We start from the raw sequence: 12,703 nt of genomic DNA on the forward strand, positions 1-12,703 counted from the left end.
AGCGTTAACTCGTAGGCTCATTATGCAAAAGGCACGCCGTCACCCCACTAAAGGGCTCCGACCGCTTGTAAGCGTATGGTTTCAGGATCTATTTCACTCCGTTATTCACGGTTCTTTTCACCTTTCCCTCACGGTACTGGTTCACTATCGGTCTCTCAGGAGTATTTAGCCTTAGCGGATGGTCCCGCCGAATTCAGACAGGGTTTCACGTGCCCCGCCCTACTCAGGATACCATTATCTATTACACTCGTTGCCCGTACGGGGCCGTCACCCTCTACGGCGCCGCTTTCCAGCAGCTTCCGGTTCCTTGTGCATAAAATCTCATGGTCCTACAACCCCAGAAAGGCCGTAACAATTCTGGTTTGGGCTGTTCCGCGTTCGCTCGCCACTACTTACGGAATCACTTTTGTTTTCTTCTCCTCCGCCTACTTAGATGTTTCAGTTCAGCGGGTTTGCCCACCTATCGGTGTGCTATATCTTCAATATAGCGGGTTGCCCCATTCGGATACCTGCGGATCAATCTGTGTGTGCCAGTCCCCGCAGCTTTTCGCAGCTTATCACGTCCTTCATCGCCTCTGAGAGCCTAGGCATCCCCCATACGCCCTTATTTTGCTTATTGCACCAAATCATAATTTAATATGATCCGTTTTTTTTTGTTTTTTACAATAAAACTGTAAAAAACGCTTTCTACTTTCTTATTATTTTCTTATCCCAATATGTCAATGAACTTTAATCTATCATTTCATGATAGTTTCGTGGAGAATAACGGAGTCGAACCGTTGGCCTCCTGCGTGCAAGGCAGGCGCTCTAGCCAGCTGAGCTAATCCCCCATTTCTTTAGTGATGAGTTATTAGTTATGAGTTATGAATTATTTCTCATAAGGCCTCAACCTCTAAAATTTCCTTTTCCTTAAGCATTCAACAGTCTTTTTAATTCTTAATCCCCGGTTTTTTTAACCGGAAATTCTTAAAAAGTAGTCCCGGGCAGACTCGAACTGCCGACCCCTACATTATCAGTGTAGTACTCTAACCAGCTGAGCTACGAGACTCTGTTTTACTTAATTCTTTTATCATTTTTTTAAATTAACAGCAAGAGTAATACAATCTTAAGATCCAGAACCTTAAGCGGGCATCTTATTTCCTGGGCGTGTCTCTGACTAACACCCAGGCTCTAGAAAGGAGGTGTTCCAGCCGCACCTTCCGGTACGGCTACCTTGTTACGACTTAGCCCTAGTTACCAGTTTTACCCTAGGCAGCTCCTTGCGGTCACCGACTTCAGGCACCCCCAGCTTCCATGGCTTGACGGGCGGTGTGTACAAGGCCCGGGAACGTATTCACCGGATCATGGCTGATATCCGATTACTAGCGATTCCAGCTTCACGGAGTCGAGTTGCAGACTCCGATCCGAACTGTGACCGGCTTTATAGATTCGCTCCTGGTCGCCCAGTGGCTGCTCTCTGTACCGGCCATTGTAGCACGTGTGTAGCCCAAGGCGTAAGGGCCGTGATGATTTGACGTCATCCCCACCTTCCTCACAGTTTGCACTGGCAGTCTTGTTAGAGTTCCCGACCTGACTCGCTGGCAACTAACAACAGGGGTTGCGCTCGTTATAGGACTTAACCTGACACCTCACGGCACGAGCTGACGACAACCATGCAGCACCTTGTAGACTGTCTTGCGAAAGATCTGTTTCCAAACCGGTCAGTCTGCATTTAAGCCTTGGTAAGGTTCCTCGCGTATCATCGAATTAAACCACATGCTCCACCGCTTGTGCGGGCCCCCGTCAATTCCTTTGAGTTTCAAACTTGCGTTCGTACTCCCCAGGTGGGATACTTATCACTTTCGCTTAGCCACTGAAGTCGCCCCCAGCAGCTAGTATCCATCGTTTACGGCGTGGACTACCAGGGTATCTAATCCTGTTCGCTCCCCACGCTTTCGTCCATCAGCGTCAATCCACCGGTAGTAACCTGCCTTCGCAATTGGTATTCCATGTAATATCTAAGCATTTCACCGCTACACTACATATTCTAGTTACTTCCCGGTAATTCAAGTCCTGCAGTATCAATGGCCGTTCCACCGTTGAGCGATGGGCTTTCACCACTGACTTACAAGACCGCCTACAGACCCTTTAAACCCAATGATTCCGGATAACGCTTGGATCCTCCGTATTACCGCGGCTGCTGGCACGGAGTTAGCCGATCCTTATTCTTACGGTACCGTCAGGCTGATTCACGAATCAGTGTTTCTTCCCGTACAAAAGCAGTTTACAATCCATAGGACCGTCATCCTGCACGCGGCATGGCTGGTTCAGGCTTGCGCCCATTGACCAATATTCCTCACTGCTGCCTCCCGTAGGAGTCTGGTCCGTGTCTCAGTACCAGTGTGGGGGATCTCCCTCTCAGGACCCCTACCCATCGTCGCCTTGGTAAGCCGTTACCTTACCAACAAGCTAATGGGACGCATGCTCATCTTCCACCGTTGTGACTTTAATTACCGGATGATGCCATCCTGTAATACTATGAGGTATTAATCCAAATTTCTCTGGGCTATCCCTCTGTGGAAGGCAGATTGCATACGCGTTACGCACCCGTGCGCCGGTCTCAAGGCCCGAAAGCCCCTACCCCTCGACTTGCATGTGTTAAGCCTGCCGCTAGCGTTCATCCTGAGCCAGGATCAAACTCTTCATCGTATATTTTTTATATTATAATTCGATGCTTACTATCGGTTCTTTTCGAATCTAATCGATTCTATTACCCTTATTTTATCTGTTCTGATTTTCATCAGAACGGCTGTCAATTCAATATGTCTACGAACGTAATTTCTTTTCTTTTCCGCTTGTCTCTCAAAGCGGGTGCAAAACTAAAACTTCTTTTTAAAACCTGCAAGAAAAATTTAAAAAAAATTAAAACTTTTTTTTCGTCTCATTTTCCAATTTTTCTTCCAGTCTGCCAAGGAACTTTCCGTGTTTTGCGGGGTGCAAATGTAAAAAGCTTTTTCAATTCCCGCAAGCTTTTTTTGAACTTTTTTCGAAAATTTCTTTTCCTTCCAATTCAAATGCCTGCCGGTATTTCTAAGAGCGTTTCGCTGATGCGGGTGCAAAAGTAGAACCTTTATTTACATTTACAAGACTTTTTTTTACATTTTTTCCATCTTTTTTCGATGTTTTTCTTAACCCGCTGGCAGAAGTGCTTTTACATTTTGATTATTTTTAATTTCCTGTGGGGTTTTTCTGAATTCAGACGTGTTTTTCTTATTTTACCCATCGTTTAGATTGGCAGTTTTGCGGAATTTTCAGATTTTATGCCCGCTCTATGGAAAGAATTTAAGATCCGAAAGCCTCCCTTCTGCCCCTTTTGCTCTCGCAGAGGCGCAAAGGCGCAAAGTTTCTCCCTATAGCCTATTCTGAAAACCGGTGCCCTAGCCCCGATAGGAGCGGAAATCCTTTTTGGAGCGGGGTTCGCCCCAAAAAGATTGAAGCGGATAGCGGGAAATAGCTCCTTATATTTATTAAAATTCCATTTTTTAAATTCCAAATTCCAAAAACTGTATTGCTTCGCTGCGCTCAGCTTATAATCTGCACTATTATATAAATAGTAAACCCGACAGGTTTTGAAAACCTGTCGGGTTTCATGGCGCCTAGATTCTGCTTTGCTATTCTTAAACATTCATTCTATACTTATATAATATGTAACAAAAAAACAAACCCGACTGGTTTTGGAAAACCGTCGGGTTTGAAATGAGAATTACTCTTATATATATTAAAGAGTAAAAACTATACCATATATAATATGTATTATTGATTTAAAGCATCTATTACTTCTTTTGTGATTTCTATGCTTTTTAGTTTTGCTTTGTGATCGAAGATTGGACTTGTTACCATAAGTTCGTCGATTCTTGCATAGTCTATAAACCTCTTTAAATCGGTTACTAATTGTTCTTTGTTTCCTGTAAAGGTTCCTGCTGTCATTTGGTTTACATGGAAACATTCTGCTTCGTTCATGATATCATCTAATGATGAAACTGGCGGCTGTAATCCTTTGCGGTCGTTTCTAATTAAGTTTAGAAACATTTGATACAAACTTGTTGAAAGCAATTCTGCTTCTTCGTTTGTATCGGCAGCAATGATATTTACACACGCCATTGTTTTTGGTTTGTCTAGATATTCTGATGGCTGGAAATTTTCTCTATAAAATTCAAATGCCTGAATCATCAGCTTTGGTGCAAAGTGCCCAGCGAAAGCATAAGGTAATCCATAAGCTGCCGCCAGAGCAGCACTGTCCATACTGGAACCTAAAATCCAGATTGGCACATTTAGACCTTCAGCTGGAAATGCACGAACTTTTCCTGTTGCATTTTCAGATGAAAAGTATTCTTGAAGTTTGCTTACGTTTTGTGGAAATCTTTGTGCTTGCTCGAAAAAGTCTTTTCGAATTGCTTCGGCAGTTGGCTGATCTGTTCCCGGTGCTCTTCCTAAACCTAAATCGATTCGGTTAGGATAAAGCGTTTCTAAAGTTCCGAATTGCTCTGCCACTACTAAAGGGGAGTGATTCGGCAGCATGATTCCGCCAGAACCTACGCGGATATTTTCGGTTTGACTTGCCACATAACCAATCAAAACCACCGTTGCTGTACTGGCAACGTGTGCCATATTATGGTGTTCTGCCAGCCAGATTCTCTTGTATCTGAGTTTATCTGCTAATTGAGCAATGTCTTTAGTTTTTTGAAATGTTTCTGTTGCATTACTATCTTGAGTGATAATTGCAAGCTCTAATATTGAGACTGAAATTGGGTTTTTCATATAAATTAAGGCTAAAATGCAAAATTAAGCCATTTATGCGAATGCCTTTGGTTTTCTAATGTTAATAGAATTATAATATTCGTAAATCGTTCTAAATATCTATTTTTTAATAATTAATTATTGTTTTACAATAATTAATTATACATTTGCAATATCAAATTTAATTTTCTGTGTATGAAGACCACTCACATTGTTTCGAGAATATTATTTTATTTCACCAGAATTTTATCAGCCATCTACTTTTTTCTGGCTGCTTATTCGGTTTTTGCATTAACAACAGGTCTGTTTTTAACTTTCAAAGATAATGGCAAATATTTTCAGGTTTGTTATCCGTTTACTATACATCCTGTAATGTTGGGCGATTACAACCTGCCGTATATTCTTTTTGATTTTCTGGCTCCGCTGAGTCTTTATGGACTTTTCTTTTTATTGAGCAGTAATGTTTTTAAAGTTTTCTTTCAGCCGAAACTGTTTACCCAAAATGGAGTTGTGCACTTAAAACGTTTTTATTTATCAAATTTATTCATTCCGAGTATCGTGATACTGTTTGCGTTCTTCTTCGTTCCTTTAGATAATGAAGTGGCACTTTTTATCATATTGCACGGAATGCTTGGCGCTTTTGCTTATTTTTTAGCTGCCATTTTTAAACAAGGTTTAAACCTTCAGAACGAACAAGACTTATTTATATAGCTATGCCAATAATTGTAAATGTTGATGTCATGCTTGCCAAACGCAAGATGCAGAGTAAAGAATTGGCAGAGAAACTAGATATAACGCCTGCTAATTTATCGATTCTAAAAACGGGAAAAGCAAAAGGTATTCGATTTGATACTCTCGAAGCTATTTGCAAAATTCTGGATTGCCAGCCTGGCGACATTTTAGAATATGTAAGCGAGTAGCTTTCTTTTAAATCAAATTTTCTGAATCTAAAAATCGGCATTTTAACGCCGAGAGGCATTCTATTGTCTAAAATTTTCAAATCATCATTTATATAATCATCAAAAATCAATCAAAAAATGAACAGTTTATCAATCAAGAATCTCAGCAAAACGTATGAGAACGGCACGCAGGCGATTGACCATTTATCGCTAGACATTACAAACGGAATGTTTGGTTTATTAGGACCGAATGGCGCTGGAAAATCAACTTTAATGCGAACCATTGCAGCTTTGCAAGAACCGACTTCGGGAATTATCGAGTTTAACGGAACCAACATTCTCGAAAATCCAATGTTTATTAGAGAAAATCTGGGATATCTTCCGCAGGAATTTGGCGTTTATCCAAAGATTTCTGCTTATCGTTTATTGGATCATTTGGCGATTTTGAAGGGAATTGTCAATACAAAAGAACGACATGAACAGATTTTGTATTTGCTGCAGCAAACCAATTTACTACAGCACAAAGACAAAGCGGTGCATTCTTTTTCGGGCGGCATGCGTCAACGTTTTGGAATTGCTCAAGCTTTGCTAGGAAATCCGAAGATTATCATTGTTGATGAACCGACTGCGGGACTTGATCCTGAAGAGCGAAACCGTTTCAATAATCTTTTAAGTGAAATTGGCGAAAGTATTATCGTGGTTTTGTCCACACATATTGTAGAAGATGTTCGCGATCTGTGCACCAAAATGGCGATTATTTCTAACGGAAAGTTGCTTTTGGAAGGAAATCCAAATGAAGCAGTTGATTCTTTGAAAGGAAAAATCTGGACGAAAGCCATTCATAAAGATGAACTGAAAGAGCATCAGGAACATTTTAATATAATTTCGTCTCATTTGAATTCTGGAAAAATCAACATTCATGTTTTCTCTGATCAAAAGCCTGATTCTGGTTTTGAATTGACTTCTCCAGATTTGAGCGATGTTTATTTCAATATTTTATCTCAAAATCAACTTAAAAAATAACGTTATGTTTTCGAAATTAATTCAATTTGAATGGCATAACAATACCAGAAACTGGGCTTTTTATGCTACCTATATTATATATCTGATTCTTGGCTTTCTTGTGAGTGCTTTTGCGAACTTTTCGTTTTCGGGCGCTTATAAAAATAGTCCATTTACCCTGACTTATGCGATTGGTTTGCTATCGTTGATGACGATTTTCTCCATCACACTTCAAGTTGCACAGCATTTTTTAAAAGAATACGAAACCAAATTTGATGCGATTCTCTTCTCTACTCCTATTTCTAAATTTCATTTTTTGGGAAGCAAGTTTATCACTGCTTTTGTAATTGCGATTTCTTCTTTTGGAATGTTCATCATCGGAATGATTATCGGGCATCAAATGTCATGGATTCCGAAAAGCGAAATTGGTCCTTTTGAAGTTTTAAATTACCTCTGGCCTTATTTTGTAATTGTTATTCCTAATATTCTTTTATGTCTTTCGATTCTTGCAACGTTGGCTTGGCTTACGCGAAGCAAACTTTTTATTTATGTTGGCGGCTTATTCATCTACCTATTATATATAGCGGGTTCGATTTTTTCTAATTCGCCTTTATTTGCAAATGCTTCTCCGTCTTCCGCGAAAGCGATGTCTTTGGCCGCAAAAATAGATCCGTTTGGGTTGGCTGCATTTTTAGAACAAACGAGATATTGGACATCCATAGAAAAAAACACCCAATTGCTTTCGCTTTCAGGCAACTTTTTATTCAATCGAATTATCTGGATTTGCGTTTCTTTCCTTCTGATTTTTGTTTCTTATAAATTGTTTTCATTTCGAAAAACAAAAACTAAAAAGGTAAAGTCGGTTAAAATCAATAGAAAAGAGGCAAAAGTATTTTCTGCTTTAATTCCAGAACAGCAATTCAAAACCTCAAAACATAATTGGGCCGTTTTTAAAAGCAATTTGAAAATGGATATTTATTTGGTTTTAAAAGGGATTCCTTTTTTACTGATTGCGATTTTATTTTCGGGAATATTAACGATTGAGATTTCAGATGAAATTGACGGCGGAATCAGATTGGCAGAAAATATTACCAATACGGCTTTGATGATTTCCACCATTATGGATCGCCTACCCTTTATTTTAATTCTGATTACTCTTTTTTATAGTAGTGAATTATTAAATCGAAGCGAAAATTCAAGATTTGAAATGCTCGAAAATACAGCGCCGTATTCTCAATTTATAGTTTTGATTTCAAAATTGACGACGCTTTTTATGATTCCGATGATTTTGATTGGAATCACTATTTTAATTGGAATTGGTTTTCAAATCATACATGCAAACGCTCCAATTGAAATTGGACTTTACCTTTCAATGTTTTATTATATTGGATTTCCATTGTTTTTGATTTCGATTTTGATAATTGCCATTCAGACTTTCATTAAAAACAAATATTTAGGATTGGCCATTTCCGCATTTATTGTGCTTTTGTTTTGCACAGGAATTGGAGAACAATTAGGAATTTCACATCCGCTATTCCGATTTGGAGATTCTTTTAAAAGAGAATATTTTGATTTGAATGGTTTTGGAAATTATACTTTTCCGTTTCATATTTCGATGTTGTACAATTTTGGTGTGGCTTTGATGCTGCTAACTTTGACCGGAATTTTATGGAAACGAAATTCGACTATTCTAAAAACCATTCGAAGAAATTCATTTAATGCTATTCAGAAAACAATTTTTGCTTTCGGAAGTATTCTTTTTATTGGTTTTGGAAGTTTTCTTTTTTATAAAACCAATATTGAATATCCGTATTTAACGAAAGACGATTACAATAATTGGAGCGAGCAATACGAAAAGCGGTTTAAAAAATATACGAATCTTGCCCAGCCAACGATTATTGCAGTTAAAAGTAAAGTTGATTTGTTTCCTGAAGAAAATCGTTATGAAGTGAAAGGCACTTATGAATTGATCAATAATTCGGAAAAACCAATTGATAGTTTACTCCTATATATAGATCGAAATTCGAAACTGACTTCTGTTAAAATTGAAAACGCCAAAAATCTCGATGATGCTTCTCAATTTCAGCATTATTGGTATCGATTGGAAAAGCCTTTACAGCTAAAGCAGAAAATGAAAATGAGTTTTTGTTTTACCTCAACCTGGTCGTCCTTTAAAGGTCATACTGCTTTTAATTCGATTATTGAAAATGGTTCGTTTATGCGAATAAGCCGTTACTTTCCAACTTTTGGTTATCAAGATTCTAATGAAATCAGCAGTAAAAAAGAGCGTACAAAAAGACATTTAAAATCACAAACACCGCTGAAAAAGCTGGAAGAAAAATCGAAAACGATAAATGATTTTATTGATTATGATGTTGTCGTTTCGACTTCAAAAAATCAAACCGCAATTGGAATTGGAGATTTAATTGAAAGTTGGAAAAAAGACAACCGTAATTATTTCCATTATAAATCTAATGAAAAGATTCCATTTCGATTTGCTTTTTCTTCTGCCGAATATGAAATTCAAAAAACGAATTATAAAGGAATTTCAATCGAAGTTTATTTTGATAAAAGGCATTCTAAAAATGTTACCAAACTAATTCAGGATCTAAAAAATACCTTGGATTATTGCCAAAACAACTTTGGGAAATATCCGTACAAAACCATTCGCTACGCCGAAGTTTCTGCTTTCGCGGATGGATTTGCCGCAACTTCCTATCCGTCGACGGTTTTCATGAAAGAGAATTTTGGGTTTTACAGCAACTTGAATAATCGAGATAAAGAAGATGTCATCAATCAATTGACGGCTCACGAATTGTCGCACGAATGGTGGGGAAATTCACAAATTAGTCCAGAACAAAAAGAAGGAAGTTGGATTTTGACTGAAACTCTGGCGCAATACACCGAATTAATGTTGTATGAAAAGGAACATGGTTTGGAAAAAGCGTTGGAAACTTTAAAAATTCATCTGGATTTGTATTTGAGCAGCCGTAGTTACGAGCCCGAAACTCCGTTATATAAAACCAATTATGAAACTCCTTACCTACCTTATGATAAAGGAATGTTGGTGATGCATCAACTACGCATTTTAATTGGAGAAGAAAAAGTAAATCTGGCTTTGCATAATTTCTTAAGTCATTATAAATATCCTACAATTCCGGATTCTGCGGATTTACTGAAAGAGATTTATTTAGTTACGGATTCCAAACTTCAACCCAAATTGGATGAAATGTTTAAAAAGATTATTACTTATTCTTCTAAAATTTCTGAAGTTGAAAGTGTAAAAAAGAATGGTTTTTATGAAGTTTCTTTTAAAGCGGATTCTAAAAAATATCTCGAAAACTCAACAGGGATTCGCAAACAAATTGTCAATGATGCAACAATTGATATCGGAATTTATGATGAAAACGGAAAGTTATCTTGTTATACTTTTCCAATCCAAAACAATAAAATTCAAGGCAAAATTAAAATCAAAAACAAACCTCAACGCATTGTAATTGATCCTTATTTAATGAACATTGACACTTTTATAAAGGACAACGAGAAAGAGATTGATTAAAAATTTCGTTGCGGTTAGTTTTTTAAACACATAGAAACATAGATTTTTTTGCTGTTAAAGGCGTTTCACTTGCATTAATACACATAGTTTCTATGTGTTAGAAACGAGTTTCTTTCAGCTTTCTTTTAAACAAAGAAAAATTTATGTTTCTATGTGTTTATTTTTCTACCCACAGATTCTTTTCTAAATAATTCTCCTCAATCAAAAAAGCAAACCGATTTTAACCCTAAATTTGTACATCAAATACCAAAATTTGGTTTAGCATCTCTGCAAATGACACACAAAATTTTAATTATAGACGACGAAGAAAAACTGAGAAGTCTGCTGGTTCGCATAATAAAATCGGAAGGATTTGAAGTTTTTGAAGCGAAAGATTTAAAATCTGGTTTTAAAAAACTGGAGCAAACCGATATTGATGTTGTTTTGTGTGATGTAAAACTTCCAGATGGAAACGGCGTTGATTTTGTGCAAAACATAAAAAGCAGTTTCCCTTTGGCAGAAGTTATTCTGCTGACGGCTTTCGGAAATATTCCCGACGGTGTTCAGGCGATGAAAAATGGCGCTTTCGATTATATTGTAAAAGGCGATGATAACGACAAGATTATTCCGCTTCTTTATAAAGCGGTCGAAAAAGTGCATTTGCAGAAAAAAGTAAAACAACTTGAAAAACGTATTGGTGATAAATATTCCTTCAATACCATAATCGGAAAATCAAAAGGAATTGAACAGGTAATTGATCTGGCCCAAAAAGTAGCCAAAACTGATTCGACTGTTTTATTGACTGGAGAAACAGGAACCGGAAAGGAGGTTTTTGCACAGGCAATTCATGAAAACAGCAATCGCGCAGGAAAATCTTTTGTGGCTTTAAATTGCAGCACTTTCAGTAAGGAAATTTTAGAAAGTGAACTTTTCGGCCATAAACAAGGTGCTTTTACCGGAGCTTTGAAAGATAAAAAAGGCTTTATTGAAGAAGCAAATGGCGGGACTTTATTCTTGGATGAAATTGGTGAAATGCCAATTGATCTTCAGGCAAAATTATTACGTGTTTTAGAAACTAGCGAATATATTCCCGTTGGAGACACGACTTCTAAAAAATCTAATTTTAGATTAATTGCTGCAACAAACCGAGATTTAAAAGAAGAAAGTGAAGCACATCGTTTCCGTTCTGATTTGTATTTCCGTTTGAATATTTTCGAAATCAAACTTCCTTCACTTCGTGAAAGAGCTAAAGATATTCCGTTACTCGCTAATTATTATGTGAAGCAATTTTCTGAAAAAACGAATAAAAAGACATTACATACTGCAGCTGATTTTCTCGAGAAATTAGAAAATTATTCTTGGCCGGGAAACATCCGTGAACTCAAAAATGTTATCGAGAGATCGGTTATTTTAAGCAATGGCGATACTTTGACTTCTGATGTTCTACCTTATGAAATCCAGCATCAAACAGAGAAAACCAACAAACCAATGTCGGCTTTTTCTATGCAAAGTATTGAGAAATTACACATTCAAAAGGTTTTAAATTATACTAAAGGAAATAAAGCTGAAACGGCGAGATTGTTGGAAATTGGGATTGCGACTTTGTATAGAAAGATTGAGGAATATGGGATAGAAATTTCCAAAATTTAAATTCCAAATTCCAATACTTCACTTTTAAAATCATTTACGATCCTGCAAGGTTTTCAAAACCTTGTAGGTTTAAATTTTAAAGTATTAGATTAACCTAGAATACCTACAAGGTTTTGAAAACCTTGCAGGAAACGGATAAAAATAAACCTATCGTTTTAATAAAAGCTTATCATTTTGATAGGCTTTTTTTATGCCTGATTTTTGGCACAAAAAAACAACTTCTTATTTTACAAGACTTTACACTCTACTTCACATTTTAGGAATATCTTTTGGCATAAGGAGAAAGAACATCAAAATTCCTTCTCATGAAAAATCAAGTTAATTCTATTTACAAACAAGCGGAACGCTTTGCCGAGATTACTAAAAAAAACATTATCTGCGGCAATATCGTTCGTGCTAAAAAATGTTTAGCGCTTGCCGAACGTCTATTTATTACTGGCAGTATCGAGACTAAAAATGCTATTTCAAACGTGTATGTTTTTTCGGTTTCTTCTTTTATGGAAATGCGCCACTGCAATATTTCACATCTTTTCCCGCAAACTCTTAAAGCAGAATATATCAAACAGGTTAATACTTCGGGAGTCTAAAAAGTTTAATCGGTTAACTGTTTAATTGTTTAATCGTTTCTGCAACAATCTAAAATCTGAAATCTAAATTCTAAAATAACTATGATCACAATTCTTTTACTCGCATTGGCCGTTTTGCTGTTTGCTATTTGTTTTAAATCTGTTGAATTCTTTGAAAAAATCTAAATCATGACTGCACTCTTTATTGTTTCAATTGCCGTTTTCGTGTATTTGGTTTATGTATTAATTAAACCTGAAAAATTCTAATAAGT

At 37.0% G+C, this 12,703-nt stretch carries 8 protein-coding genes, 2 tRNA genes and 2 rRNA genes (1 of these 12 running past the window's edge); 7 read left to right on the forward strand and 5 right to left on the reverse strand.

The genetic code is table 11. The features are described 5' to 3' along the window. From J0383_RS05615 to J0383_RS05635, 5 genes are all read right to left on the reverse strand, one after another. Positions 1 to 620 (reverse strand): 23S ribosomal RNA (locus J0383_RS05615); it reaches 2,265 nt to the left of the window's first position. Between the two features lie 136 nt (positions 621 to 756). Beyond that, positions 757 to 830, reverse strand: a tRNA-Ala gene (locus J0383_RS05620). 144 nt (positions 831 to 974) lie between these two features. Then, positions 975 to 1,048 (reverse strand) — tRNA-Ile (locus J0383_RS05625). 126 nt (positions 1,049 to 1,174) lie between these two features. Further along, a 16S ribosomal RNA gene (locus J0383_RS05630) occupies positions 1,175 to 2,688 on the reverse strand. The 16S and 23S rRNA genes sit together here with 2 tRNA genes alongside, the layout of an rRNA operon. Positions 2,689 to 3,792: 1,104 nt before the next feature. Continuing rightward, the gene (locus J0383_RS05635; protein WP_207297463.1) at positions 3,793 to 4,797 is read right to left on the reverse strand and encodes an LLM class flavin-dependent oxidoreductase; all 1,005 of its coding nucleotides are present in this window, start codon (positions 4,795 to 4,797) and stop codon (positions 3,793 to 3,795) included. A 174-nt stretch (positions 4,798 to 4,971) separates the two neighbouring features. Here J0383_RS05635 and J0383_RS05640 point away from each other — a divergent pair, with 174 nt between their 5' ends. The 7 genes from J0383_RS05640 (at position 4,972) to kdpF (ending at position 12,698) form a co-directional block, all read left to right on the forward strand. Beyond that, entirely contained in the window at positions 4,972 to 5,487 is a 516-nt protein-coding gene (locus J0383_RS05640) for a DUF2975 domain-containing protein (RefSeq protein WP_207297464.1), read from the forward strand. A gap of 2 nt (positions 5,488 to 5,489) precedes the next feature. After that, positions 5,490 to 5,696: a helix-turn-helix domain-containing protein gene (locus J0383_RS05645; RefSeq protein WP_008466864.1), complete on the forward strand. Its 207-nt coding sequence runs from the start codon at positions 5,490 to 5,492 to the stop codon at positions 5,694 to 5,696. A gap of 117 nt (positions 5,697 to 5,813) precedes the next feature. After that, positions 5,814 to 6,698, forward strand: coding sequence for an ABC transporter ATP-binding protein (locus J0383_RS05650; RefSeq protein ID WP_207297465.1), 885 nt, complete (start codon positions 5,814 to 5,816; stop codon positions 6,696 to 6,698). Between the two features lie 4 nt (positions 6,699 to 6,702). Further along, positions 6,703 to 10,236 carry an ABC transporter permease/M1 family aminopeptidase gene (locus tag J0383_RS05655; RefSeq protein WP_239023249.1) on the forward strand — a complete coding sequence of 1,178 codons (3,534 nt, stop codon included), beginning with the start codon at positions 6,703 to 6,705 and terminating at the stop codon, positions 10,234 to 10,236. Positions 10,237 to 10,509: 273 nt separating this feature from the next. Further along, positions 10,510 to 11,865 carry a sigma-54-dependent transcriptional regulator gene (locus J0383_RS05660; protein ID WP_207297467.1) on the forward strand — a complete coding sequence of 452 codons (1,356 nt, stop codon included), beginning with the start codon at positions 10,510 to 10,512 and terminating at the stop codon, positions 11,863 to 11,865. Positions 11,866 to 12,170: 305 nt separating this feature from the next. Then, positions 12,171 to 12,452 (forward strand): DUF7674 family protein, encoded by a 282-nt coding sequence (locus J0383_RS05665; RefSeq protein ID WP_207297468.1) that lies wholly within the window; start codon positions 12,171 to 12,173, stop codon positions 12,450 to 12,452. Between the two features lie 168 nt (positions 12,453 to 12,620). Next, the gene (kdpF, locus tag J0383_RS05670; protein ID WP_073489533.1) at positions 12,621 to 12,698 is read left to right on the forward strand and encodes a K(+)-transporting ATPase subunit F; all 78 of its coding nucleotides are present in this window, start codon (positions 12,621 to 12,623) and stop codon (positions 12,696 to 12,698) included. Positions 12,699 to 12,703: the final 5 nt, after the last annotated feature.

Source organism: Flavobacterium endoglycinae (assembly GCF_017352115.1).
GTDB classification, from domain to species: domain Bacteria; phylum Bacteroidota; class Bacteroidia; order Flavobacteriales; family Flavobacteriaceae; genus Flavobacterium; species Flavobacterium endoglycinae.